Source organism: Streptomyces sp. NPDC048192, assembly GCF_043202415.1.
Taxonomy (GTDB): Bacteria; Actinomycetota; Actinomycetes; order Streptomycetales; family Streptomycetaceae; genus Streptomyces.
Window position 1 is genome coordinate 425,043 of the sequence record NZ_JBIDAL010000007.1, and the last position, 24,213, is coordinate 449,255.

At 70.3% G+C, this 24,213-nt stretch carries 27 protein-coding genes and 1 pseudogene; 10 read left to right on the top strand and 18 right to left on the bottom strand.

The window, feature by feature from the left end; all coding sequences use genetic code 11:
- Positions 1 to 278: 278 nt before the first annotated feature.
- Positions 279 to 1,499 (bottom strand): PP2C family protein-serine/threonine phosphatase, encoded by a 1,221-nt coding sequence (locus ACGFZN_RS17780; protein WP_393859383.1) that lies wholly within the window; start codon positions 1,497 to 1,499, stop codon positions 279 to 281.
- Between the two features lie 211 nt (positions 1,500 to 1,710).
- Here ACGFZN_RS17780 and ACGFZN_RS17785 point away from each other — a divergent pair, with 211 nt between their 5' ends.
- Positions 1,711 to 2,163 (top strand): SRPBCC family protein, encoded by a 453-nt coding sequence (locus ACGFZN_RS17785; RefSeq protein WP_393859384.1) that lies wholly within the window; start codon positions 1,711 to 1,713, stop codon positions 2,161 to 2,163.
- 231 nt (positions 2,164 to 2,394) lie between these two features.
- On the opposite strand, the gene ACGFZN_RS17790 is transcribed toward ACGFZN_RS17785, so the two are convergent.
- From ACGFZN_RS17790 to ACGFZN_RS17800, 3 genes are all read right to left on the bottom strand, one after another.
- Positions 2,395 to 2,622: a DUF5133 domain-containing protein gene (locus tag ACGFZN_RS17790; RefSeq protein WP_393859385.1), complete on the bottom strand. Its 228-nt coding sequence runs from the start codon at positions 2,620 to 2,622 to the stop codon at positions 2,395 to 2,397.
- Between the two features lie 111 nt (positions 2,623 to 2,733).
- Positions 2,734 to 3,696, bottom strand: a complete 963-nt coding sequence (locus ACGFZN_RS17795) for an alpha/beta fold hydrolase (protein WP_393859386.1) — start codon at positions 3,694 to 3,696, stop codon at positions 2,734 to 2,736.
- A 62-nt stretch (positions 3,697 to 3,758) separates the two neighbouring features.
- Positions 3,759 to 4,649 (bottom strand): AraC family transcriptional regulator, encoded by an 891-nt coding sequence (locus ACGFZN_RS17800; protein ID WP_393859387.1) that lies wholly within the window; start codon positions 4,647 to 4,649, stop codon positions 3,759 to 3,761.
- Positions 4,650 to 4,793: 144 nt separating this feature from the next.
- Between ACGFZN_RS17800 and ACGFZN_RS17805 the strand changes: the two genes are divergently transcribed.
- Positions 4,794 to 5,636, top strand: a complete 843-nt coding sequence (locus ACGFZN_RS17805) for an alpha/beta fold hydrolase (RefSeq protein WP_393859388.1) — start codon at positions 4,794 to 4,796, stop codon at positions 5,634 to 5,636.
- Between the two features lie 92 nt (positions 5,637 to 5,728).
- On the opposite strand, the gene ACGFZN_RS17810 is transcribed toward ACGFZN_RS17805, so the two are convergent.
- The 8 genes and pseudogenes from ACGFZN_RS17810 to ACGFZN_RS17845 all read right to left on the bottom strand — a co-directional run bounded on the left by ACGFZN_RS17810 (position 5,729) and on the right by ACGFZN_RS17845 (position 11,164).
- Positions 5,729 to 6,376: a carbonic anhydrase gene (locus tag ACGFZN_RS17810; protein ID WP_393859389.1), complete on the bottom strand. Its 648-nt coding sequence runs from the start codon at positions 6,374 to 6,376 to the stop codon at positions 5,729 to 5,731.
- Between the two features lie 146 nt (positions 6,377 to 6,522).
- On the bottom strand, positions 6,523 to 6,744 hold the full coding sequence (locus ACGFZN_RS17815) for a hypothetical protein (RefSeq protein WP_393859390.1): 222 nt from the start codon (positions 6,742 to 6,744) through the stop codon (positions 6,523 to 6,525).
- A 189-nt stretch (positions 6,745 to 6,933) separates the two neighbouring features.
- Positions 6,934 to 7,392, bottom strand: a pseudogene (locus ACGFZN_RS17820) (ATP-binding protein); the annotation flags it as partial.
- 293 nt (positions 7,393 to 7,685) lie between these two features.
- Positions 7,686 to 8,138: a PRC-barrel domain-containing protein gene (locus ACGFZN_RS17825; RefSeq protein ID WP_393859391.1), complete on the bottom strand. Its 453-nt coding sequence runs from the start codon at positions 8,136 to 8,138 to the stop codon at positions 7,686 to 7,688.
- Positions 8,135 to 8,740, bottom strand: coding sequence for a PRC-barrel domain-containing protein (locus ACGFZN_RS17830; protein ID WP_393859392.1), 606 nt, complete (start codon positions 8,738 to 8,740; stop codon positions 8,135 to 8,137). The genes ACGFZN_RS17825 and ACGFZN_RS17830 overlap by 4 nt, the downstream gene beginning before the upstream one ends.
- Positions 8,741 to 9,299: 559 nt before the next feature.
- The gene (locus ACGFZN_RS17835; protein WP_393859393.1) at positions 9,300 to 9,545 is read right to left on the bottom strand and encodes a DUF5133 domain-containing protein; all 246 of its coding nucleotides are present in this window, start codon (positions 9,543 to 9,545) and stop codon (positions 9,300 to 9,302) included.
- Between the two features lie 197 nt (positions 9,546 to 9,742).
- A complete protein-coding gene (locus tag ACGFZN_RS17840) occupies positions 9,743 to 10,540 on the bottom strand; it encodes a restriction endonuclease (protein WP_393859394.1) in 798 nt (265 codons plus the stop codon).
- Positions 10,541 to 10,627: 87 nt separating this feature from the next.
- Positions 10,628 to 11,164, bottom strand: coding sequence for a cysteine hydrolase family protein (locus ACGFZN_RS17845; RefSeq protein WP_393859395.1), 537 nt, complete (start codon positions 11,162 to 11,164; stop codon positions 10,628 to 10,630).
- A 223-nt stretch (positions 11,165 to 11,387) separates the two neighbouring features.
- Here ACGFZN_RS17845 and ACGFZN_RS17850 point away from each other — a divergent pair, with 223 nt between their 5' ends.
- From ACGFZN_RS17850 to ACGFZN_RS17865, 4 genes are all read left to right on the top strand, one after another.
- The gene (locus tag ACGFZN_RS17850) at positions 11,388 to 12,131 is read left to right on the top strand and encodes an SDR family oxidoreductase (protein WP_393859396.1); all 744 of its coding nucleotides are present in this window, start codon (positions 11,388 to 11,390) and stop codon (positions 12,129 to 12,131) included.
- A gap of 92 nt (positions 12,132 to 12,223) precedes the next feature.
- A complete protein-coding gene (locus ACGFZN_RS17855) occupies positions 12,224 to 13,123 on the top strand; it encodes an SDR family oxidoreductase (RefSeq protein ID WP_393859397.1) in 900 nt (299 codons plus the stop codon).
- A 127-nt stretch (positions 13,124 to 13,250) separates the two neighbouring features.
- Entirely contained in the window at positions 13,251 to 13,886 is a 636-nt protein-coding gene (locus ACGFZN_RS17860; protein ID WP_393859398.1) for a TetR/AcrR family transcriptional regulator C-terminal ligand-binding domain-containing protein, read from the top strand.
- Positions 13,887 to 13,971: 85 nt separating this feature from the next.
- Complete coding sequence (locus ACGFZN_RS17865; RefSeq protein WP_393859448.1) at positions 13,972 to 14,166, top strand: hypothetical protein; 195 nt, start codon at positions 13,972 to 13,974, stop codon at positions 14,164 to 14,166.
- Positions 14,167 to 14,223: 57 nt separating this feature from the next.
- Here the strand turns inward: ACGFZN_RS17865 and ACGFZN_RS17870 are convergent, their stop codons facing one another.
- Positions 14,224 to 14,652 carry an ester cyclase gene (locus ACGFZN_RS17870; RefSeq protein ID WP_393859399.1) on the bottom strand — a complete coding sequence of 143 codons (429 nt, stop codon included), beginning with the start codon at positions 14,650 to 14,652 and terminating at the stop codon, positions 14,224 to 14,226.
- Positions 14,653 to 14,747: 95 nt separating this feature from the next.
- Between ACGFZN_RS17870 and ACGFZN_RS17875 the strand changes: the two genes are divergently transcribed.
- Together ACGFZN_RS17875 and ACGFZN_RS17880 are read left to right on the top strand one after the other, a co-directional pair.
- Entirely contained in the window at positions 14,748 to 15,368 is a 621-nt protein-coding gene (locus ACGFZN_RS17875; protein ID WP_393859400.1) for a TetR family transcriptional regulator, read from the top strand.
- Positions 15,369 to 15,540: 172 nt separating this feature from the next.
- Positions 15,541 to 16,710 (top strand): PP2C family protein-serine/threonine phosphatase, encoded by a 1,170-nt coding sequence (locus ACGFZN_RS17880; protein ID WP_393859401.1) that lies wholly within the window; start codon positions 15,541 to 15,543, stop codon positions 16,708 to 16,710.
- A gap of 191 nt (positions 16,711 to 16,901) precedes the next feature.
- Here ACGFZN_RS17880 and ACGFZN_RS17885 read toward each other — a convergent pair whose 3' ends face one another.
- From ACGFZN_RS17885 to ACGFZN_RS17895, 3 genes are all read right to left on the bottom strand, one after another.
- Complete coding sequence (locus ACGFZN_RS17885; protein WP_393859402.1) at positions 16,902 to 17,792, bottom strand: DMT family transporter; 891 nt, start codon at positions 17,790 to 17,792, stop codon at positions 16,902 to 16,904.
- Between the two features lie 230 nt (positions 17,793 to 18,022).
- Positions 18,023 to 19,723: an FAD-dependent oxidoreductase gene (locus ACGFZN_RS17890; RefSeq protein WP_393859403.1), complete on the bottom strand. Its 1,701-nt coding sequence runs from the start codon at positions 19,721 to 19,723 to the stop codon at positions 18,023 to 18,025.
- A gap of 275 nt (positions 19,724 to 19,998) precedes the next feature.
- The gene (locus ACGFZN_RS17895) at positions 19,999 to 20,409 is read right to left on the bottom strand and encodes a hypothetical protein (protein ID WP_393859404.1); all 411 of its coding nucleotides are present in this window, start codon (positions 20,407 to 20,409) and stop codon (positions 19,999 to 20,001) included.
- Between the two features lie 211 nt (positions 20,410 to 20,620).
- Here ACGFZN_RS17895 and ACGFZN_RS17900 point away from each other — a divergent pair, with 211 nt between their 5' ends.
- Positions 20,621 to 21,139 (top strand): GNAT family N-acetyltransferase, encoded by a 519-nt coding sequence (locus ACGFZN_RS17900; RefSeq protein WP_393859405.1) that lies wholly within the window; start codon positions 20,621 to 20,623, stop codon positions 21,137 to 21,139.
- A gap of 142 nt (positions 21,140 to 21,281) precedes the next feature.
- On the opposite strand, the gene ACGFZN_RS17905 is transcribed toward ACGFZN_RS17900, so the two are convergent.
- Positions 21,282 to 22,445 carry an epoxide hydrolase family protein gene (locus ACGFZN_RS17905; protein WP_393859406.1) on the bottom strand — a complete coding sequence of 388 codons (1,164 nt, stop codon included), beginning with the start codon at positions 22,443 to 22,445 and terminating at the stop codon, positions 21,282 to 21,284.
- 116 nt (positions 22,446 to 22,561) lie between these two features.
- On the opposite strand from ACGFZN_RS17905, the gene ACGFZN_RS17910 reads away from it, so the two are divergent.
- Positions 22,562 to 23,161, top strand: coding sequence for a TetR/AcrR family transcriptional regulator (locus tag ACGFZN_RS17910; protein ID WP_393859407.1), 600 nt, complete (start codon positions 22,562 to 22,564; stop codon positions 23,159 to 23,161).
- Positions 23,162 to 23,289: 128 nt separating this feature from the next.
- Here ACGFZN_RS17910 and ACGFZN_RS17915 read toward each other — a convergent pair whose 3' ends face one another.
- Positions 23,290 to 24,186: a LysR family transcriptional regulator gene (locus ACGFZN_RS17915; protein ID WP_393859408.1), complete on the bottom strand. Its 897-nt coding sequence runs from the start codon at positions 24,184 to 24,186 to the stop codon at positions 23,290 to 23,292.
- Positions 24,187 to 24,213 lie beyond the last annotated feature (27 nt).

A 24,213-nucleotide genomic window follows, 5' to 3' on the forward strand; every position in this document is an offset into this window, starting at 1 on the left:
GGGGGCCCCCGCGGCGGCCGCGCGGTGGGGGGGGTTTTTCGTTTGGATCACCCCTGGACGCCCCCACCGTCTTCTAGGGGGCTTTCTGGGGGGGGGCGGGGGCGGGGCCCCCGCCCGCCCCACTGTGTACGTCGGCGCCTTGCCGCGACGGCGGGGAGGAATCGGGCTTGTCGGACGCATCACCGGGTACGTGGGTTATGCACCGGCCCCGCAGAATCAGCAGTGGAACCCTGCTCCTCCTATTTCTGCGGGGTCGCTGCACGGATGCCGAGGTCCGGTCACCGGTACTGCGGGCGCCATTCGAAAAGCAGGATGGTCGCGTCGTCGCGCAGCTGGTTGCGCTGGTGGTCCAGGATGGCGTGGATGAGCAGCCGCAGTACCTCTGCGGGGCGCTGGCCGGCGGCGTTGGAGCGGATGATGAAGTCGGTGAACCGGTCGAGGCCGAACTCCGCGCCATCCGCGTCGCGGGCCTCCACGACACCGTCGGTGTAGAGCAGGACGCAGTCGCCCGGCTCCAGTTTCGTCTCGTGGATCTCCCGGATCGCGGGGACGAGCGACCCGGCCAGACCGATCGGCGGCTGTGGGGGACTGTCCAGCGCCCCCGCGACCACCCGCTCCTCACGGATCAGCAGCGGCGGGGGATGACCGCAGTTGACCCAGCGCAGCACGCCCGTCTCCGCGTCGAGGCGGCACAGCACACCGGTGCAGAAGTGGTCGGGCAGCCACTGGGCGAGGGCCTGGTCGACGGCGCCGATGATGTCGGCCAGGCTGCCACCGCAGCGGCGGGTGCTGCGGGCCGCGGCCATGGCGACGGACGTGGTCAGACCGGCGGTCAGATCGTGTCCCATACCGTCGAGGATCATGGTGTGCAGCACGTGCTTGACCACGGAGTGGTCGAAGGCGTCGCCCGCGATGGCGTACGCCGGTTCCAGGACCGCAGTGGACACGCACCTGCTGCTGCCGATGGTGCGTGGTGGCAGGAAGGCGCGCACCATCTCGGCGGGCAACCCCATGGTCGCGGTGCGGATGCGGGCGGCGAGCCAGTCGCTGTAGGCGCGCTTGGACGTGATCAGCATCGCGAACAGATGGGCCAGTATCCGGCTGCGGCGCATCAGCACCGCGTCGAGCGAGGCAGTGCGCACCGCCAGCACGCCCAGCCGTTCCGCACCGTCGAGCAGAGGCATCCACACGATCAAGCCGTCACCGGCATCGGCCACCCGCGGGGAGATCGTGCGGTACGCCCAGCCGGCCGACGACCGGTCCACCGGCAGTGGTTCCAAGGCCTCGTCGAGCGGCACGAGCACCCGCTGCTGCAGGTCGACGAGGTAGATCTGCGCGGAGCCCAGGCCGAGAGCCGCCGCGCACTGGTCGGCGAGAGCGGGCAGTTCGACGGGCAGGGCCGCCTGCGCCGTTGTGATCAGTTCTTCCAGCCGGTTCTCGCCGACGGCGGGGTCGGGGTTGGGACCGACGGACGTGTGCACTGGCTCCGGCTCCGGCACGGGGATCACCTCTTCCTGCTCAGTCTCACACCGATCGCTTCCTCTCTCGCGGGGAACGATCCCCTGGCACTGCCTCCGGGAGCGGGAGTGTTCATTCGACCGGCCCTTCGATGCATCACCGGGGAACTGATGGAAACCCGAACCCTCTCAAGGAGCGGCACCAGGCCGGCTGCGTGGCCTGTGCACCGTCCGAGGAGAAGGGAGAGCACCGTTGTCGCAGGTTGAAGAGTCCATCGAGGTCCGCGTCCCGGTCCGCGCCGCGTACGACCAGTGGACCCAGTTCGAGGACTTCCCCCAGTTCATGGATGGTGTCGAGCGCATCGAACAGCGCACAGACACCCTCACTCATTGGGTGACCAGGATCGGCGGGGTCGAGCGTGAGTTCGACGCGGAGATCACCGAGCAGATCCCCGACGAGCGGGTCGCCTGGACCACGGTGGACGGTGACGCCCGGCAGGCCGGCGTCGTCACGTTCCACCGCCTGGACGACTCCCGCACCAAGGTCATGCTCCAACTGGAGTACGACCCCACGGGTCTGACGGAGACCGTCGGCGACAAGCTCGGCTTCGTCAAGCGACAGGCGACCGGCGACCTCAAGCGGTTCAAGGAGTTCATCGAATCCCGCGGCGGCGTCGAGACCGGCGCCTGGCGCGGCGAGGTCTAGGACTTGTCACACGGCCGGTGCTCCGCCCGCTGGGCGGAGCACCGGCCGTGTGCGTGCAGCCTCACCCTTGCAGTGGTGCGGGATGTTCCCGACGCCCATGGGGCGTGATGGCGCCCGGCCTGGCATGCAGAACCGGCCATCAGGGCACTCGCGTCTGATGGCCGGTTCGGAAGCTCGGGGCTGGTCAGGGGGTGTTTTCCACGGTACTGACAGCGCGACCCACGGGAACGGTCAGGCGGTGAGCAGGGAGTCGTCGTGGGGACGGGCGCCGGGCAACCGGTAGCGGGCGGCGATGAGCGCGGCGTCGATGTCACGCGTGCCGGTCGCCACGCACAAGGTGTACGCGACATCGTCCAGACGCTGGCGTACCTCCGGGCTGCCGTCCTCGGCCTGCAGGATACGCAGCGTCTCGTACTGCTCGATCAGGTTCGTCAGCACGGCCGGGTGTGCCATGAGCATCGAGAGTCTCCCTCACCATCACCATTCACATGGGCTGTACGTCGAAGCGTGTGCCCCGGGATCCGGCCGGCATACCCGGCGCCCGCACACCTTTCAGCAGCGGGGACCGGGTCAGCGGTGGGCCGTGAGGAATGCGACGAGGGCCGCGTTCACCTCGGCGGGGCGTTCCTGCTGGGTCCAGTGGCCGCAGCCCTCCAGTACGAGGGGCTCGCGCCACAGGCTGGGCATCAGCTCGGGGAGCTGGGCGATGAGTTCGGGTGTGCCGGGGAAGGCGGGGACGACGTCGCGGTCTCCGTACATGTACAGGGCGGGCCGGGTGACGCGGGCGCCGTGCCAGGGAGCTGTCAGTTCCCAGTTGCGGTCGAGGTTGCGGTACCAGTTGAGCGCACCGGTGAAGCCCTGGGAAAAGCTCTCGGTGAGAGCGTCGAGGTCGTCCGCCGTGAGCCACTCCGGGAGCACGTCGGGGTCTTCCATGTCCGCGAGCCAGCCACGCTCGGGGTCGACCAGTGGCTGCCGGCCGTCGCCGGCGTGCGGACCCTCGCCGGACCCCCAGAAGAGGAACTTCCGCAGCGTGGTGCGCGTGTCCTCGGCGAACTCGGCGTCGGCGGCACCGGGACGGTTGAAGTAGTTCCAGTAGAAGCGGCCCTGGAACATCTCGTCCATGGCGGCGAGCGGAGCCCGCGTCCCCCGGAACGGGGGCGGCACGCTCAGCCCGGCCACCGCACGCACCATGTCCGGCCGCAGCAGGGCGGTGTGCCAGGCGACCGGCGCGCCCCAGTCGTGTCCGACGACGTACGCGCTCTCCTCGCCGAGGGCCTGGATCAGGCCGACGACGTCGCCGACCAGGTGGAGGATGGTGTACGCGTCGACGGCGTCGGGATGTTCGCTCCGCCCGTAGCCGCGCTGGTCGGGCGCGACCACGCGGAAGCCGGCGTCGGCGAGCGGGCCGAACTGGCGGTGCCAGGAGTGCCATGACTCGGGGAAGCCGTGCAGGAGCACCACGAGGGGGCCGGCGCCCTGCTCGGCGACGTGCAGCCGCACGCCGTTCACGTCAACCATTCGATGCTCGACCATGGGCGTGAGCGTACGTGATCCGATCTCCTGTGCCGGGCCGCGAAACCGGCGCGGCTCCTGGGTCAGGAACGGTCGGGCGCCGCTCGCGCTGCGCCGTATGCGGTGCGCCAGGCGGCCGGGGGCAGGCCGGCCTGGCGTCGGAAGAAGGTGGTGAAGTTGGCGGAGTCCCGGAAGCCGAGGCGCCGGGCGCAGCCGGTGACCGGGAGGTCGGTGTGGGCGAGCAGTCTCCTGGCTTCCAGCAGGATGCGCTGGTCGAGGAACGCCTTGGCGCCGATGCCGGCGGCGGCGCGCGTGGCCCGCGTGAGGGTGCGCACGTCGTAGCCCAGCGCTCGCGCGTAGTCGGCGACCTGGTGCCAGTCGCCGAAGTGGGCCTCGACGGCGGCTCGGTAGTCGCGGAACACCTCCGTGTGCCGGTCGCCGGCCGGTACCGCGTCGGCAGCGGCCGGTGTGTCCGGCAGGGCGCGCAGGATCAGCGCGGCCAGCAGGTGGGAGAGCAGCGCGGGCGACGCCAGGCGTGGTGCCGTCGACGCAGCGTCGTGCTCGCGGCCGAGGTGTTCGGCTGCGAGGAGGGCGAGGCTCAGCTGGGGCCGGTCCAGGTGCCAGCAGACGGGCGCGGTCGCCTCGGCCGCTGTGAAGCCGGAGAGGAAGCCGGGCCGGAAGAGGACGAGCGGGCCGTCGCAGGCGTCGACATCACTCCATCGGTGCACCGCGCCGGGCCTGATCCACAGGGCGCTTCCTCGCGTCAGCCGATAGCTCTGGAAGTCCGCTTCGTGCGTGCCGGTGCCGGAGCCGACCAGGGCGAAGACATGGAAGTCGGGGCGCTGCGGGAGCACGCGACGGCGGTGGGTGTCCATGGCCCGCAGCGCGGTGAAGTCGAGGACCTCCACGCCGTACGGTGATCCGACGGCAGGCAGGTAGCGCAGTTGCCGCACGGGACTGTGTCCGTTTTCCACAAGCGTCGGGTCCCTTTTCACCGAGCAGCGGGCATCGCTGCCCATACGGTCGGACATGCGTCTGACGGGCACGTCAGATTACCCGCTGGGGCTGCGGCGCAGGGCGGCGGCCGCTCCGCCGCAGCCGAGACGAGAGGCAGGACGATGACGGAATCCACCATGCAGGTGCCCGTGCGGGGCGGGACCCTGGACGTGCGAGTCGCCGGTCGGACCGGGCCGGCGTTGGTGTTCGCGCACTACTGGGGCGGCTCCGCGGACACCTGGAGCGGCGTGATCGGCCACCTGCCGTCCGGGCAGGCCACGGTCCGCTTCGATCAGCGTGGCTGGGGCACCTCCCGTACCCTTCCCGGCCCCTGGCACCTCGACCAGGTCGCCGACGATCTCGCCGGCGTGACCGAGACATGCGCGCCGGGACCGTTCGTCCTCGTTGGTCACTCGATGGGCGGCAAGGTGAGCCAGCTGGTCGCGGCCCGCCGGCCCGCGGGACTGGTCGGCCTGGTGCTCGTCGCACCCGCGCCCCCGCAGCCGCCCGCCACGGTGACCGAGGAGTACCAGCGGGGTCTGTCCCACGCCTACGACTCACCGGAGACCGTGGCGGACGCCCTCGACCATGTCCTGACAGCCACGCCGCTGGACGAGGCCGTGCGGGCTGCCGCGGTGCGTGACAGCCTGGCCGCCACCGCGGAGGCGAGGCTGGAGTGGCCGCTGCACGGGATCGCACAGGACATCACCGCCGCCGTACAGGGGATCGAGGTGCCGGTGGCCGTGCTGGCCGGGGAGAAGGACGTGGTGGAACCACCGTCCGTGCTGCGCGAGCACCTCCTGCCGCACATCCCGCACGCCACCCTGACCACCGTCCCTGACGTCGGTCACCTGCTCCCCGCGGAAGCCCCGCGTGCCGTCGCGGCCGCGCTGCGGGACTTCCTCACACACCTTCCGAGCTCACCGCGCACGGCCCCGGCCCGGACCGGCGCCGAGCCGGTGTGAGACACACACGGTCGGCGCCGTCGTCACCGCGCCCGCGGCGTCGTACCGCCCGCGGGTCGGCGGAGTCCAGGCCGCAAGGGGGCCGTGTGGAGTCAGGCGGTGGCCTGGGCCTCGGTGGGGAGGTCGAGGCCGCGGGCGGCGACCAGGTGGGCGCGGCCGTCGGCCAGGCGGTAGGACAGGCCCACGACGGCCGTCCGTCCGGCGGCGACCTGGTCGGCCAGTACCCGGGAGCGGTCGGTGAGCAGGTCGACACTCGCGCGGACGTGCTCGGCGATGAAGTCCTGGTCGGTGGTGGCGCCGGCGGCACGGGCGGCCAGCACGCTGGGGGTGACCCGCTCGACGACGTCGCGCACGAACCCGTCGGCGGTGGCGCCCCCGTCCACCGCGGCCCGGGTGGCCGCGACCGCGCCGCACGCGTCGTGACCGAGGATCACCACGAGCGGGCACCCCAGCACGCTCACGCCGTACTCGATGCTGCCCAGCACCTCCGGGCCCATCACGTGGCCGGCGGTGCGCACCACGAACAGGTCTCCCAGCCCGCGGTCGAAGATGATCTCGGCGGCGAGGCGGGAGTCCGAACAGCCGAACAGAACGGCGAAGGGCTGCTGGCCGGGAGCGATCTCGGCGCGGCGGGCGGCATCCTGGTTCGGGTGCTCCGGCGTGCCGTCCGCGAACCGGTCGTTGCCGGCCATCAGCATCTCGAAGGCTTCACGTGGGGTGAGAGTGGCGGTGTCAGTCATGGCGGCAGGTTAAGGCCATGACCACGCTCACCACCCGGCGGGGGCCACCGGGAAGGTCGGACGGGCCTGGAACCTGCGGCCTGGAGCGCCCGGGGCCGTGCCCCTCGGATGGTGCAATGCAAAGGCATCGCGCCATCCGGCGAGCGTCAGTTCCAAGGTTCCCGGTAGGGGTTTTCACCCAGCAGTCTCGCTGCGGCCACGCAGAGGTCCTGGCCGAAGAGCTGGTTGCTGCCCCATTCGGAGCCCCACAGATCGGACGCGGCCTGGGCCACAGCGCGCCAGGAGTACTCCTCGTCGCATCGCCACGTGCGGATCTGAGCAGCCATCTCCGGTGTGATCGTCGCCGGGTCGACAGTGTTGTGTGTCATCCCGGCGACCCTGGGGACATGGCCAAGAAGGTGGCCACGGGATCAGACCTGGCCGGCCGTGCTGGAGACCAGCACCATCCCTGCGGGCCCGGACGGCGCGCGTTTCCCACCGGTTCGATCGGCGTGAGCCGTCTGCGGAGACCGAGGGCGAGTCCCTCCGGACCTGGCGTGGTCATAGCGGCTGCCGGCCGACGCGTCTGCGCCGGGATCATCGGCCAACGCCACCGTGGCCGTGATGCGCTTGCCCACCGGCTCACGGCGAACGGCAAAGCTCTGGCAGACCGCCATCACGATCTCGAGTCCGTGCTGCCCGATGCGGCTCGGGTCCGGCGCCAGGACGGCCGGCAGCGCCGTACCGCTGTCCCAGACGCTCACCCGGACGGCCCCTTCTTCGATCATCAGCGTCAGCAGGCACGGGCCGGGCGCGTACTTCCGGGCGTTGGTCACCAGCTCGCTCACCACCAGCTGAACCATGCCCATCGCGCGACGGGACACCGGCAGACCGTGCACCGCCTGCACATCCGTCAGAAAGACACGGGCCAGGTCACGAGCCTTGGCGATCTCCTCGCTGCCCTCGAAGGCCTCGGACACCGATATCGGACCCGCTACGAGCGCCCGAGGGACTTCCTCATGCCCAGCGTCGTCCATGTACACCGCCTCACGTTCCGAAGCGCCGGTTCTCATCAGGCCCGCATACCCACAGAACGTGGTCACAGGCATGACCGATGCGAGTATCGCGATCACGACGTCATGGTGACAAGGAGCGGGTAGGGGCGGGCGGCGCGGACAAGGCAGGCGACGTCGGCGACAGCGTCAGGCCCGGGACAGCGGCACGTCCGCGCCGACGACCGGCCCGCCGTGTCTCCGCGGCCTCTGCCGACCAGCGACGCGACGGCGAATCCGCCGGCATCGAATTCCGAGTGACTACGACCGCCCGCGGCTCACTCCCGTGCCCCCGGACTCCTCTCCGGCACGACGCCCACCACCACGGCGTACGAGCCGAGGCCGAGGAGGCGGTCTGCGGGGATGTCGCCGAGTGCCGTATAGAGCGTGAGGATCTGCCCGGTGGAGTTGTCGAAGGCGATGTCCTTGACGGTGCCGTGCGCGGTGCCGTGTTCCGTCAGCACCCGCTGCCCGAGGGCCTCGTGGTGGGCGGGAACGTCGCTCTGCCCGGGATCCGCGCCGGTGCGGGAGCGCACGATGACGGCGTCCCGTCCGACGGCTTCGATCGCGTTCCAGGCGATGGTCGCGGCGTGCTTCGGAGCCCCGGACAGCCGCAGGCAGGTGACCCTCCTGTTACGGGCATCGACGGTCAGCGACTCCACGCGCCCGAGCTGTTCGGCCTCTTCCGCGGTGATCACGGGCAGGCCCAGGGCCTGGGAGAACATCATCATGCCGGGCCTCCTTCTCGGGCCGTGGGCCGGCCTGCGTACGGTTGCGCGGTCTGCGCACGGAAGGCCTCGACCTGGGCGCTGAAGCTGGGCAGGTCGTCGGCGACGAAGCGGCCGGCGTGCGCGGGGACGACCAGGGCGCGGCCCGAGACGGCCAGCGTCTCGCCGCGCGGGATGAAGGTCTTCCGCTTCCGGGAATCGAGGTTCTCATGGGCGGCGATCTCGAAGCCGATGACCCGTCCGCCGACGCCGGCTTCGATCACCACGTCCAGGACTGTGCCCACCTCGCATCCCTGGTCGGTGAGGACGGGCGCGCCGATGACCTGGCCGCGTTCGGCTTCGCCGGTCCCCACGACAGCATTTCGGTTCTCCAGGACCGCCTCACTGGGAATCATCACGGCGGACGCTCCGATGGCGTGCACTCCGGAGAAGGGGAGGCTCTCCTTGAGGGGGCCGGACAACAGCCCGCGCCCGCTCAGGGTGAAGCCCGTGATCCGGCCGGCCTGGGCGTCGAAGACGGTGTCGCGGATCTGTGCGACCGCTTCGCCGCCGAGCGTCACGACCACGCGCTTGGTCAGTTCGGAGGCGAGCATCAGGGTGTTCACCGTCCCCCCTCCCCGCCGCTCCGGCGACCCGAACGCACCGCGATCACCGTGCCGTTGCGGCGTTTCGCCTGGACTGCCAACGTTGTCGCGGCGAGCAATCCCGCCACCGCGAGCAGCAGGACCACCCAGCCCCACCATTCCATCGCGGACCTCCTTGCTTGGTCGTCACCCGGGCCGTCGCGCTCTGTGCACGTCCCTGGGCTATCCGGTTGCCCGCGGTAAGGGCGGTGCACGCCTACGGCGCAGCGGGAAGCGGGAGTTGGAGACATCAGGTCCGTTCCCGGCTCGGGTGGGGCACGACAGCGCGTTTGCTCCCGCGGATGTCCGAGCAGGGCACGAGCGCGCCGTCCGAGGGCACACCCAGGTAAGTCCGTGCTCACGGTCGCCCGGTGACGAGCCGCAACCGGGGGAGGCCAGGGGCAGTCTCCGTGGACGCGGACGGCGAGGTCAGGCCGCGTCGAGGTGAATGAGGAAGGCCCCCGCTGTCATCCGTCCGGGACGCGGTTGGCCGTGCCACGCACCCCGCCGACAGCGCGGTCCCCCCCCGGACGCCTACCGGTCAGGCCGCCAGAGTCCGGCCGGCCTTGCCGGACGCCTGGCGGTCCGCGCACAGCTGTTCCAGGAGGGCGTCGGCGGCGGCCAGGGCCTGGTCCACCGACTGGGTGCCGGTCATGGCGCACAGCCTGCGGGAGGTGTCCTCCAGGTCCCGGCTCGACTGGCCGGTGGGCTGCAGGTCATGGCGGAAACGGGCCTCGGCGAAGCGGGCCAGCACGGCACGCAGTTCCCTCTCTGCAGGCAGCAGCACAGCGACAACCTCTCTCGAAAGGCGGGCCGTTCCACCGGGCCCCGCGATTCTCGTCTGCCCCCGCCAGGTCGCCGTATGCACTCGCCTGCCGCAGTGCTCCGACGAGGCCGCAATGTCCACGTCGCGGCCTCCCCTGGGGCAGCTGTCCGCCGACTGCCCGGGCGGCACGGACCACCGCACCACCCGCCGAGGTCGGCTCAGGGTTCGATGCCGGTCTGCTGCCACGGACTCGGGCCGGTGCCGCGGCACCAGGCCACGAGGCCGGAACCGTCCACGCAGACGATTCCGCACTGCAGGGCGTACTCCCTCGCGGGTTCCGTGAACTCGCTCGTCGTGACGAGCACCGCGACGTCGGCGTCGTGAATGGTGAAACAGGTGCCCCCGAAGCGCTGGACGTCCTGTGAGCCGACTTTGTGGCTGTCGCCGTACTGCTTGCACTGGATGACCAGGCGCCGTCCGTCCGGCGTGACCGCGACGACGTCAGCGCCCAAATCGCCCGCGCCTCCCACCACTTCCACCTCGCGGCAGCCGCTGTCGGTGCACAGGTCGGCTATGGCCTGCTCGAAGGCGTCGGGATCGAGGGCGGCGTAGTCGGCCAAGCAGCCGTCGGTGACTGCCGGCTCCGCGGCACTGGCGTGCTCTGCCGGTCCGCCGGCCCGTGCCGCGGGCGGGTCGGCTGTCACCACCGCCGTGTCGCGCAGGTCGTCGGACGCCAGCTCGGCCGCCTCCTCCAGCGCCCGGGCGGCCCGGCCGGCGCAGCGCGTGACGGATGCCTTGCGCCACCGGGACCGGGACGCCAGAACGCCCGCGACGCAGAGCAGGGTGAGGATCACGGCCCACAGCGGACGGCGCTCCACGATGCCGGCCGCGGTGCGCAGCAGGAACGCCAGGACGCAGAAGATGATCGCCAGCAGTGCGAAGAACACTGCGGTGGCGCGCAGATCGAACCGCCGTGCTCGATGTGCACGGCGAACAGGGCGCGTCGGTGTGGCCATGCGGGCTTCCTCCCGGGCAGCGAGTCAAGATCAGTGATCTACGCATGCCCAAGATCGAGGAATCCGCAGCCCTCACCGCAGGGCCTGTCACATCCAGAGGTCCTGGCTGGCGCACACGCGGGCGCCCATGTTCCGCTCCATCATCCGCAGCGCCGCCCGAGCGAGATCGTCATGGATGTGCGCGACAGCGTCCTTGGGGACGGTCACCTGGAAGTGCCGGATGTGGGCGTCCAGGGCCGAGTAGAGCACGCACTGTTCGGTGACCTGTCCGCAGAGCACCAGCTGCTCGATGCCCTGCTGCCGCAGCAGGTACTCGAGCGGGGTGTCGAAGAAGATCGAGTGCCGGGTCTTGAGGACGAACAGGGAGTCCGCATCGGGCCGCAGCGGTTCCACCAGTCGAGCGTGCGGGCCGGCGAGGGCACGGTTGAGCAGCTCGCCGTGATGGGAGCGCCACTCGCCGAAATTGTCGTTGACGTAGATGACCGACACGGCGCGGTGCCGCGCGCGCTCCGCAAGGTCGGATACGACCGGCACGACCGACTCGGCCGAGGGGAGCAGCAGTTCCGCGTCCTCGTGGTCGTACGTGTTGATCATGTCGATGATGATCAGAGCGGCCTTGCTCACGAGATCAGGTCTCCGTCCAGGGTGAGTCGGGCGACCACGGTCTCCGTTTCCGGATCACACGGCGGAGTAACCCCTTCCCCTCTGCTCATGCGCCTCTACGCGCGCCTGCGCGACATTGACCCTCCCGGGTGCCGGGTTACGGTGCCGCGGGTCGGAACATGTGGACGGCACGTTCATATTCTGCTTATATGGACTCAGCGTCCACATCCATTGGAGGAAGATCATGTGCACCCCTGCCACCACCCCGCGCGTCGCCCTCGTCACGGGCGCTACCGGCGGCATCGGCCAGGCCGTCGTCGAGCGGCTCACCGCGGACGGCTTCGCTGTCGCCGCGCACTACGCCGGGAACAAGGCCAAGGCCGAAGCCCTAGTCGAGAAGATCACCGCGTCCGGGGGACAGGCCCTCGCGGTCGGCGGGGACGTCGCCGACGAGCAGCACATGCAGGCCGCCTTCGACGCCGTCGAGACGGCGTTCGGCGGCATCGACGTGGTGGTCAGCACCGCCGGGATCATGGTGCTCGCGCCGATCGCCGAGCTGAGTCTGGACGACCTCGACCGCATGCACCGCACCAATATCCGCGGCACCTTCGTCGTCTCCCAGCAGGCCGCCCGCCGGCTTCGCCGGGGCGGCGCGATCATCAACGTGTCCACGTCCGTCACCCGCACCCAGCTCCCGACGTACGGCGCCTACGTGGCGAGCAAGGCGGCCGTGGAGAGCATCACCCTGATCCTTGCCCGGGAACTGCGCGGCCGGGACATCACCGTCAACACGGTCGCCCCCGGCCCGGTCGCCACCCCGCTGTTCCTGGAGGGCAAGGACGAGGAGACGATCGCCCGATTCGCCAAGGCCGCCCCGCTGGAACGGCTGGGCGAGCCCCGGGACATCGCCGAGTCGGTCGCCTTCCTCGCCGGCCCCGCCCGCTGGGTCAACGGCCAGGTCCTCTACTCCAACGGCGGCCTCGCCTGACGCAGGCCGGTGACGCAACAGCGCCCTCCGAAGCGCCGGCAGCGCTCAGTGCTCAGCGCTGTCCCGAACCCGACATCCGGACAGGAAAAGCCATGACATCGGTCGTTCTCATCACCGGCGCCGCCACCGGCATCGGCAACCTCACCGCCCGCGCGCTCGCCGCCGCCGGCCACACCGTCTACGCCAGCATGCGTGACATCCACGGCCGTAACTCCGGCCGGGCCGACGAACTCCTGGAGCTCGGGCGCAGCGAGGGACAGGACATCCGCGTCGTCGAACTCGACGTGCAGTCCGACTCCTCGGCCGACGCGGCCGTCGCCACCGTCCTCGACGAGGCCGGACGGCTCGACACGGTCGTCCACAACGCCGGACACCTCTACGTCGGTTACGTCGAGGCGTTCACCCCGGAGGACATCCACCGCCTCCTCGACATCAACGCGGTCGGCATCCAGCGTGTCAACCGGGCCGCCCTCCCGCACATGCGGTCGCGTCGCTCCGGCACCCTGGTCTACGTCGGCAGCACCACCTCGGTCGTGGTGCCGCCCTTCCTCGGACCCTACGTGGCGTCGAAGTTCGCCGCCGACGCGCTGGCCCAGGTCACGGCCTACGAGGTCGGGCAGTTCGGCATCGAGACCACCATCGTGATGCCCGGCCCCTTCACGCAGGGCACCGAGCACTTCCCCAACGCCGGCCACGCGGGCGACGGCGAGCGCACGCGCGCGTACGCCGAACTGGATCCGCTGGTGGCGCGCAACGAGCAGGCGACGGAAGGGCTGTTTCCCCCAGGCGTCGACGCCCACCCACGGGCCGTGGCCGAGGAGATCACCCGGGTGCTGGCCCTCCCGCCCGGCACCCGGCCCTTCCGTACCGTCGTCGACTTCAGCCAGGCCGGTGTCGACGAAGTCAACGAGGTCCTGCGCCGCGCCCAGGAGGACTTCGTCACCCGTCTCGGCTTCGGCGAACTCCTCCGGGTCAAGGAGACCCGGTCCTGAGCCCGGCCCGCCCGCACCGGCGGCCCGGCCTGCCGTCCCGGGGGCCGTTTGATCGGTTGCGCGGCGGGCGTGACATCCGCACGGCTACCTACACTGATCCGGTTCCGACGACCGAAGGAGAGACATCGTGACGAAGCAGGCCGAGGGCGTACCCGGGCGCCCGGCCCGCGGGCGCGGCCGCCGGCCCGCCGACGAGGTCCGCGCGGACGTCTTCCGCGTGGTCGGGGAGATCCTCCTGGGGGAGGGGATCGCCGATCTCACCTTCGAACGGGTGGCCCGCCTGTCCGGTGTCAGCAAGACGACGCTGTACAAGTGGTGGCCGTCCAAGGGCGCCCTGGCCCTCGACGGCTACTTCCACGCCGTCGAGGAGACCTTGGCGTTCGACGACACCGGGGACGTCCGCGCCGATCTGCTGAGTCAGCTGCGCGCGTTCGCCCGCGTCATGACCGCGACTCCGGCCGGGCGGGTGGTGACCGAGCTGATCGGCCAGTCCCAGACCGACGAGGACCTGGCCGTGGCCTTCCGCTCCCTGTACTCGAGCGAACGGCGCCGCCTGGCCGGCGAGCGTCTGCGGCGCGCCCAGCAGCAGGGCCAGATCCGCGAGGACGTCGACGTCCAGGTCCTCGTCGACCAGCTGTGGGGTGCCGTCTACCACCGGCTGCTCATCCCGGACGAGCCGGTGACCGACGCGTTCGTCACCGCGCTGGTGTCCAACCTGATCGACGGGATCACCCCGTCATCCGCCACACCGCCGAGCCGCTGAGGCCACCGCCCGGCCGGCGGCGGCCACAGAAGGGCCGTCCCCAGCGGTTGTCGCCCCTCACTCCGGCACGACCACCGGCGTACGCATCTGGTCCGAGCACCCGGTCAGTGACTGTCTGCCCTCACAGCGCGAGCACCGCCATCCGCAGGTCGGCAGTATGACGCTCAACGAGGAAGTGGTCCGGCTGACGGACGACCCCGGGGTCCGGATCATCTTCAGCGGCGCGCAGGAGGGCACCCCGTCGGCCGAACGGCTGCGCCTGCTGGCCACGCTCGGCTGACGGCCGGGGCGAGCCGGCCTCGTTCCGGCCCCGCACCGCGTCAGCGTCTGGTGAGCGTCAACGGCTGTCGGCGGGCGTCGCCGTCAGGTGCTGGTACAGCTCCCAGCTCGCACGTTCGACCCAGTTGTGCAGAAGCTTGCCGTCCTCGCGGACCGCCCAGATCGCCGTGCCGGTGAAGGAGATCGGGCGTCCGTCGGCGACGGTGCCGAGGACGCCGTTGTTGCGTCCATGGACCCGCCAGCGGGAGGCGACACGGCTGCCGTCCTGGTTCTGGAAGGACTCGATGACCTCCAGACGCAGGTCGTCGACCTGATCGAGGAAGCCCCTGATCCAGTTCTTGAAGTTCTCCCGCCCCTCGATGCGTTCGCCGGCCGTGGTGATGACGAAGTCCTCGACCACGAAATCGTCGACCTTCTCCGGATCATGCGCATTCCAGACCTGGGCCCAGAACGCCTCGACGATCTCGACGGAATCGGCATATCGCATGGGAACCCTCCGAGGGCATAAATCGACAAAGCACCTGGCTCGGGCGCGTGACGCGGAGCGGACCGCGCCCTGCCGTGCCGAGCATACATACATGTATGTATGGTGGAGACGTGGAAACATCCTCCGACCCCAGGGCACGCCTCATCGAAAGCGCCCGACAGCTGATCTGGGACCGCGGCTACGTGGGTACGAGTCCCACGGCCGTCCTGCGCCGCTCAGGAATCGGCCACGGCAGCATGTACCACCACTTCAAGGGCAAACCCGATCTGATCCTGGCGGCCGAGCGCCGCAGTGCGGAGCTGATGCAGGCGCAGCTCCGCCAGATCTTCTCCGGCAACGGCTCCGGGCTGCAGCGAATCGTCGCCTACCTGCTGCTGGAACGCGACGTGCTGCGGGGTTGCAGTGTCGGACGACTTGCGGGCGACCCCGAGATCATCGCCGACGACGAGCTGCGAAAACCGGTCCGAGACACCTTCACCGTCCTGGTCCAATGCCTGACCGAGGCCATCGCCGAGGCCCGGGCGGCCGGTGAACTGGACGCGAGTCTGAGGCCTGAGCAGACCGCCGCTGCACTGGCGGCCATCGTCCAAGGAGGCTACGCGCTGGCGCGCGCCGAGCAGTCCGCCGAACCGTTCAACCACGCGATCCAGGGGGCCTTGGACCTCCTGGGCGTCACGGCGGACGGCAAGACCGATCCCGCGCACGTCGTTGGCTGAAGCAGGCCGAACCGCGGACGCGTCGGCGATCTTCTTCGACGGGCAGTGCGCAGGTGAGCCTGACGATCCGGCTTGCTGTGGTCAGACTCGTGTCCGGACCGCTCCGGCGGCTCGGCGAGCGCTCAGAGTCCGCCGGGTGGAACACCCGACGTCATGGAGGCAGGCTGTAGCCATGCGGTCGCTCATCCGCCCATCCGGCCCATCGGCGGCGGGTGGTCATAGCCGGGTTCTCTTCAGAGTCGCGCAGTGTGTGCCATTCGTGGTCATACTGCTCGCGCTGGGGATCGAGCTTTCCCCTGCGCACGCGTTGATCACCGGCCCTCTCCTCGCCGCCATGCCGGCGTTGGCTTCGTTGACGATGGGTCCCCGAGGCACCCTTTCAGCAGCTGCCGGAGCGTTGACCGTCACCGTCGTCACGGCAACCCTCCACGACAGCTGGGGTGGCCAGGTCTCCAGCAATCTCATCTCCCTGTTCGTGGTGTCGGCAGCGAGCGTCACCATGAGTAATGCCGTGCGCGCGCGCAGGGAGAGTGAGCTGAACCAGGTTCGCCGGGTCGCCGAGGCCGCACAACGGGTTCTGTTGCGCCCCGTGCCGCCACGGCTGGGCCCCGTGCAGATGGCCAGCATGTACGTCGCGGCGGAGACGGGCGCGCAGATCGGTGGTGATCTGTACGAGGCGGTGCACACCCGGTACGGGGTCCGGATGATCGTCGGAGATGTCCGGGGCAAGGGGCTGCCCGCCGTGCGCCTGGCCGCGGCCGTGCTGGGCGCGTTCCGGGAGGCCGCGCACTACGACGAGGACCTGGTGGAGGTGGTGCGTCACTGCGCGGCAGCGCTGGAACGCGAGCGGACGACGACCGGCGGTGTCGATCAGGACGGGGAAGACCAGCACACGGAGGACTTCGTGACCGCTCTCGTGGTTCAGGTCTCGGACGCCTTCGTCGTCCATGTGGTCAATCGCGGCCATCCGCCCCCGCTGGTGCGCCGCCAGGACAAGGTGGAGGCCCTCACTTCCGCCTCCCCGCTGCCGCCCCTGGGCCTGGAAGAGTTCATCACCGACTCGCCTGCCAGAACGGAGAGCTACCCGTTCGCACCCGGTGACCGTCTCCTGCTGCACACGGACGGCGTGATCGAGGCCCGCAGCCCCGACGGCGACTTCTTTCCGCTGACCGAGACCACCGAGTCGGTGCGCCCGTCCACTCCGTCCGACTTCCTGGAACAGTTGTACCAGGAACTGATCCGTCACACACACGGCTACCTGGCGGACGACGCGGCGATGCTCCTCGCCGAACGGCTCGACGGCGGAGGCGAAAGCCGCCGCCATGGTCCTCGGCCCATGTGAAGCCCTCGATCGCAGCGCACGGGTGTCCATTGCGGGGCCTTCATGTCCGATGGTGGCGTAGTCGTCGTACCGCGGGCTGAAGGCCGGGAGTCGCCTCTGGTGCGGCGTGTCCTGCGGAGCAGCCACAGCACCGGCGTAGTGCCCTGACCGCGGGTGTGGGCGCGATCGTTTCCTTCAGCGGCGCCCCGGCGTCACATGGTCGTCGCCGGTCGGCGCTCCGGCCTCTGGTCTTCCGTGTCCTCGTGGTTGACGCATTTCGCCAGGCACCGAGTACGGGAGAGCGTGAAAACGCCGTAGGAGAGCACCGCGATCCCGAGCAGTGCCGGCGCCACCCACATGCCGTGCCGTGGTGACTCCGCGAAGAGGGTGACACCGAGGCAGAAGCTGACCGTGGCGTCACCCAACGTGAGTGCGGGCTGGGAGGCGATGAGCGGGCCTCCCTGCATGGCGTACCCCAGCAGGATGATGGAGAGCGAGCCGACCACCGCGAAGCCGTAGGTCTGCCAGGCGAGGAAGAATCCGACGGCTCCCTGCCGGGACAGTATCTCCATCGCGGACTTCACCAGGGCCGCCGTGAGCGCGTTGCCGATGGCCGCCCCCGCGGCCAGACTGGCCGCCCGCGCGAGGCCGTGCGGGCGCCTGAGCCCCACGAGGACGAGAGCGGCCTCGACTCCGCAGATGACCGTGATCGTCGGTATCCACCACACCGCGGGCACCTGCGCGCGTCCGCCGGAGGGGGCGGCCGAGAAGAGGCTGACGGCGAGCCCGGCGAAGATGCAGACCACGGCGAACCATGCCCTCCGGGACACTTGGACCCGGAACACCATGCTGCCGAACAAGAGCGCGAGCGGCAGTTCGAGGATGAAGACCGGCTGTACGGCCGCCAGGGTTCCCGCGTTCAGAGCCAGGGCCTGGAACAGCGCGGAACAGATCACTCCGAGGATTCCGCCGAGCCAGACAGGATTGCGCAGAAGGTTCCCGACCAGGCCCAGAGGGGAACGGGATTCGGGCGCCGCGGTGGCCGCACGCCGTTGGAGCACCGTCCCCCAGGCGTTGCTGCCGGCGGCAAGCACCGCAAACATGATCGCCAGCATCATTCCGATCGCACCGCTTCCGGGTTCTCGGCGGCGTTTCGTGGCGTTCCTCCCAGGTGTGACGAGTTTAGTCAGGGCTATGAGCGGCGTCCTGTCCAGCCTGTCGCCGCCAGCCGCCAGCCGCCAGCCGCCAGCCGCCAGCCGCCAGCCGCCAGCCGCCGCAGCCGAGCCGGCCATGCGGAGAGGTGGACGCGCCCGCGCCGGTGACGGTGGGCGAATCAGGTGCTGTCGGCGGCCAGGGCTCGGTGAACGGCGGAGACGACTCCGGAGCCCTCGCCGACCGCGGACGCGACGCGCTTGACCGAACCGGCACGTACGTCACCGACGGCGAAGACGCCGGGCAGGCTGGTCTCCAGTCCGCCCGGTGGCCCGGCGTCGGGGTAGTGGCTTCGATCGGTGACCTCCATGCCGACGCGGACGAAGCCGCGGTGGTCGGTCTCGACGCAGTCGCACAGCCAGCCGGTGTTCGGGGTGGCGCCGAGCATCAGGAACACATTGGCCACGGGATGTGTCTCGACGGCGCCGGTGCGGCGGTCGGCCCACTGGACGTGGGTGAGGTGCCGCTCACCGCGGAGGGCGGTGAGTTCGCTCTGCAGGTGCAGGGCGATACGGGTGGACGCCTCGATGCGGTCCTCGAGGTAGCGGGACATGCTGTCGGAAAGTCCCGTGCCGCGGACCAGCATGTGGACGCGGCGAGCGTGTTGGGAGAGGAAGACCGCCGCTTGACCCGCCGAGTTGGCGCCGCCGACCACCACCACCTCCTCACCGGCGCACAGTCCGGCCTCCACGGCGGTGGCCGCGTAGTGGATGCCGTTGCCCTCGAACCGTCCCAGATCGTCCACGTCCAGACGACGGTAGTGAGCGCCGGTCGCCACCACCACACACCGGGTGAGTACCTGCTCCCCGTCGTCCAGGCGCAGCGCGTAGGGCCGGCGGCTGCAGTCCAGGCTCGTCACCGTGCGCGGCAGGGCGATGCGCGCACCGAACTTCTGAGCCTGGACCTGTGCCCGTGCGGCCAGTGCCTGGCCGGTCACCCCGGTGGGAAAGCCAAGGTAGTTCTCGATCATGGAAGAGGTACTGGCCTGGCCCCCTGGCGCCTCGGACTCCAGCACGACCGTGCGCAGCCCTTCCGAAGCGGCGTAGACGGCGGCACCGAGCCCGGCCGGACCGGCGCCGATCACGGCCACGTCGAACACCGTGCCCGGCTCCAGGTCCGCGCAGATGCCCAGGCTGCGGGCCAGCTCCTGGTTGCCGGGGTTGTCCAGCACACGCCCAGGTCCGTAGACGACCACAGGCCAGTCCCTGCGCCCCTCGAGGCCGTAGTGAGCCAGCAGCTGCCGAGCCCCGGCCCCCGAGGTGGGATCCACTCCGGTGACCGGATAGCCGTTGCGTCTGAGGAAGCGCAGCACCCGCAGTGTGTCCGCGGTCGTCGGCGGCCCGGCGACCACCACGGTGGCCTGACCGTGCTGGATGAAGCCGAGGCGGCGCAGGATGAAGGCGCGCAGCACGACGTCGGCGATGTCCGGTTCCGCCGACAGCAGCCGGCGCAGCTGCGGCAGGCGCAGTCTCAGCACCCGCCCGTCCTCACCCATCCGGCCCGTCACCAGCAGTTTCTGGTCGTTGAAGAGGGCCAGTTCACCGGTGAAGTGGTATCGGCCGTGCACGGTGAGCAGTTGCGGCACGCCGTCGAGGGAGTCCTGGAAGATCTCGATGCTGCCGTCCAGGACGATGAAGAAGTCCACGCCGCGGTCTCCGCGCCGGAACAGCACCGTACCGGCCCGGACGTACTCGACGTGTCCGATGCGCGAGGCACGACCCACCTGCTCCTCCGCCAGTGCGGGGAACGCCTCCGACATCCGCTGGTACGGATCACCCCAGTCCGCTGCCCCGTCGACGGGGACCTCGCCCTCTGCGTCCATCACCACCACCCCGCCGGATCAGGCGGCCACCCCGCTCGGTGTGGGCAGGCTTAAGCCGACGGCCGGGCCGACCTCCTTCAGTATCGCGCGGCTCTTCCCACGCAGCGCGTCGAGCCGTGAGCAGCGGGAACGGGTTCTGCCCCTGCGCCCCCGGCATCTATGGCCGCGGCCTGCGGGCGGTGAGCGAGACATGCCCGGAGGCACCAGCACCCTGCGGCGGCGCGAGCGACCGCCACGCTGACGTGGCCGTCAACCAGGGCCGAGAGCGGGCGAGTTCAGCCCGCGCGTGGGGCTCCGAACTGCTCGCGTACGGTGCGTGCTTGGCGGGCGAGGGCGAGCAGTCGGCCGTCGGTGGCCCAGATGGCGCTGTTCTCGATGGCCCAGCCGCTGCCGGCATGCTCGGTGCGGATACGGACCAGCGCCCAGTCCTGCGCGGGGCGGCCGTCCAGGGCGTCGGTGAAGTGCACGGTCAGCTCGGCGGTCGGTACCGGCCTCGGCACAGTCCACAGGGCGAACAGCGCGGGCGGCAGGGCGTCGGCGATGACGACCAGTGTCCGGGCGTCCAGCGGTCTGCGGTCGGCGAAGCGTATCCACGCCAGGAGTTCGGCGCGCTGTCCACCGCCGAGCGGGTGTGCGTCGGAGGCCGGGCGGATCTCCAGATGCGAGATGCCACGCCCTCCTTCCACTCGCTGCCGGCCAACTGCCGGGACTCCTGGCTCGGCTGGGGCGCCCAGGACCGGCAGGACGACTGCCTGACCTACTACCGCAGCGGGCTGCCCCACCCCTCCCTCAACGGAGTCCTGCGCCTGCGCGACAGCGACCGGACCGACACATGTGTCGAGCACGCCGTCCACGCCCTGGCCGGAGTGCCATGGATGTGGTGGGTGGGCCCGGACAGTGCCCCCGAGGTCCGGGACAGGCTTGTCGAGCACGGCGCAACCCGGACCGGCTCGATGCCGATCACGGCCGTCGACACCGGCTGGCTCCCCGACATCAGCGGCCCTCCTGCCCTGCGGATCAGGGCCGTCGACAGCATGGACGCACTCACGGAGTGGGTCCGCCTCTACAGCCCCTCGTTCGGCTTCGCTCCGCAGCTGCTGGGCGGCCTTGTCGAGTGCGACCACACGGCCCGACGCTCCGGATGCCGTCCGTCTCACCGGATACCTCGAGGATCGGCCCGTGGGGACCGCCCTCATGTTCGCGGCGCACGACGTCGCAGGCATCTACGTGGTCACCACCGCCGAAGCCCACCGCCGCCGGGGCGTAGGGTCCGCCCTCACGTCCGCGGCCCTGCACGCCGGACGGGAGCGCGGTCTGCGCACGGGCACCCTGCAAGCCAGCAGCCTGGGCGCCGGGGTGTACCGGCGCATGGGATTCCACGTGATCGACGAGTACGAACTCTTCCGGTTCCCGTAGTTTAGGCGTCCACGGCGAACTGGCCGAGAACGGCGCTGATGACGTGGGCGAGGGGCGCGGCAAGGCGCGGGGCCTTCCCGGGCTGACCAGCGCTGCGCGGGTCCGGGGCCTGGGCCGGCAGATGAAGAGTCGCGCGGTGGCGTCAGGAGCGAAGGGTGCGCAGGCCGGTGCGGATTTCGCTGACCAGGATCTCGGGCTGTTCCAAGGCCGCGAAGTGCCCGCCCTTGGGGGCCTCGCCGTAGTGGATCAGATTGCTGTAGGTGTCTTCGATCCAGCTTCGTGGCAGGCGTGGGATGTCCCTCGGGAAGACGGTCACGGCGACCGGAAGCGTCAGCTTCGGGCCGGCGAACGTGCGCGACTTGTTCTCCCAGTAGATGCGGCCGGACGACGCTGCGCTGTTGGTGAACCAGTAGAGGGAGATAGCGTCGAGCATGTCGTCGATGCCGAGGGCCTCCTCGGCGAGCCCGTGGTTGTCGGTCTTGGACTGGAACTTCTCGTAGATCCAGGCTGCCTGACCAGCGGGTGAGTCCGCCAGGGCGAATCCGACGGTCTCCGGCTTCGTGCCCTGAAGGTGGTTCGACCCGCCGAGTTCGCCGGTGTAGAGGGCGAGGGTCTCCACGGCGTAGCGCTGTTCGGGCGACAAGGTGCCGGGTATCTGCGCGGGAAAGGCGTACTGGGTGTTCAGATGAATTCCGAGAAGTCCCTCGGGTTGCATGGCCCCGAGGGCGGTGGTGACGACGGCCCCCCAATCACCGCCTTGCGCGGCCCATCTCGTGTAACCGAGACGCTTCATCAGCTCCGCCCACGCGCTTGCGATGCGCGATACGGTCCACCCGGTCTCCGTGGGCTTCTGGGAGAACCCGAACCCGGGGAGCGACGGGACGACGACGTCGAACGAGTCGGCGGCGTCTCCTCCGAACGGAACCGGATCGGTCAGCGGGCCGATCAGCTTCAGGAACTCGACGATCGAGCCCGGCCATCCGTGCGTGAGTATCAGCGGCATCGCGCCGGGATTCTTGGACCTGACGTGGATGAAGTGGATGTCCAGCCCGTCGATCTCGGTCAGGAACTGGGGGAAGCGATTGAGCTCGGACTCGAAGCGCCGCCAGTCGTAGCCGCGCTGCCAGTAGTCGACCAGCGACCTGGCGTTCTCTACGCGAACCCCTTGCGACCAGTCGCCCACCGTTTCCGGGTCCGGCCATCGGGTTCTGGCCAGTCGATGCTTCAGGTCGTCGATCTCCGCATCCGGGACCGAGACGGTGAACGGGCGGACGAGGGCCGAGGCCGGCGACGTCGGTGCGGTCATTGCCTTCTCTTCTCCTGAGCCTCGAAGCACAGCGCAACTCTCCGTTGCACACTGGTGTGCATTGCACACCAGTGTGCAATCTATCTCGCTGCACAGCGGTGTGCAATAGTGGTGTCGTGCCCACCGAGTCCTCCCGTGTGCGCTCGATGAACGAGACACGCGATCGCATCCTCGACGTCGCCCTCGATGTCCTGGGAGAGAACCCCGACGCCGGAATGGGCGAGATCGCCTCCGCTGCCGGCGTCGTCCGTCGCACGGTCTATGGCCACTTCCCCTCGCGCCTCGACCTGATCCGGACACTCACGGAACGTGCCGTCACCGAGATGGCGGCCGTGCTCACCGAAGTCAACGCCTCCGGCGCGGAAGCGGACGCGGCGTGGGCCGCATTCATCGCCCGCATCTGGCCGGTGGCGCACCGGTACCGGGTGCTGCTGGCGCTGCGCCGTGGCGAGTACGGCGAGGCGATCCACGGGCTGCTCGGGCCACTCGACGAGCTCCTCGCCGACCTCGTGAAAAGGGGCCAGGACAGCGACGTGTTCGCACAGCACCTGCCCTCGGGCATTCTGAGTCAGGTTGCCTACGGCGTCGTGTTCGCCATCGCGGGCAGCGACCTGTCGAACGGGACCCTCGGCGCCCGGGCCGCGACGATCACGACCCTGCTGATGCTGGGAGTTCCCGAGACGCGCGCCATCGCTCTCGTGGGCGAACAGCCCTGACCCGCAGCACTCGGATCGCGCTCGCTGAGGTCAGAAGACCACGCGGCCTCGCGCCGTTCGCGAGCTGCGTGCTCAGGCCGACGGCTGTTGTGGGCCATCAGGATCAGCGGAGCAGGTTCGGACACACTTCACTGTCCAGGAGTGCCTTCGTCGGTCCGGGGCCGGCCCAGGGTCTCCGTCGCCGCCTCGGCGAAGTCGTGGATGAGGGCGGAGCGGCGGGTCGCCACCCACGCCAGGGCGACCTCGTTGGGGCCGATCCCCTCCACGGGCAGTGGAACGACGTCCGGACGGGTGTAGAAGGTGGCGGTGGAGAGCGGCAGCACGCAGATGCCGGCGCCCGAGGCCACCAGTTCCAGCTTCTCCTCCACCTGGTGGATGGGAGGCACCTCGGGGCGCCCCTTGCCGCGCAGCTCCAGTGCCACGTCACGCCACTCGGGAACGGCGTCCGGGTCCTGGAGCAGATGCTCGGAAGCGAGGTCCGTCACGGTCACCGACGTCCTGTCCGCCAGGCGGTGCCCCGCCGGCAGAATGACGACCCGCGGCTCGTTGAAGAGCGGCCGCACCTGAAGGCCGTGCTGGTCGATGGGAAGTCGTACGACGCCGATGTCCGCGCGGCCGTCGCGGAGCACCTCGACCTGGTCCTCCCAACTGGTGCGCAGCAGGCGCACGTTGACGCCGGGGTGACGCGTAGTGAAGGCCGCCGTGGCGGGGGTGACCGTGATGCCGGGCATGAAGCCGATGGTCAGCGTGGGGGTGTCCTGCGCCGCCGCCTTCACGCGCCGGATCAGTGCCTGGGCGGAGGCGAGCAGCGGGACGGCGTCCTCCAGCAACTGCTGCCCGGCCGGTGTGAGCAGCGTGCCGCGCCGGTCCCGGTCGAAGACCTCCGCGCCGAGATCATCCTCGAGGCTTCGGATCTGCCGGGACAGGACGGGCTGGGCGATGTGCAGCCGCTCGGCCGCGCGCCCGAAGTTGAGTTCCTCGGCCACCGCCACGAAATACCGGAGCTTGCGCAGGTCGAGATCCACCCGGGCTCACCGCTCACTTTCTCCTTC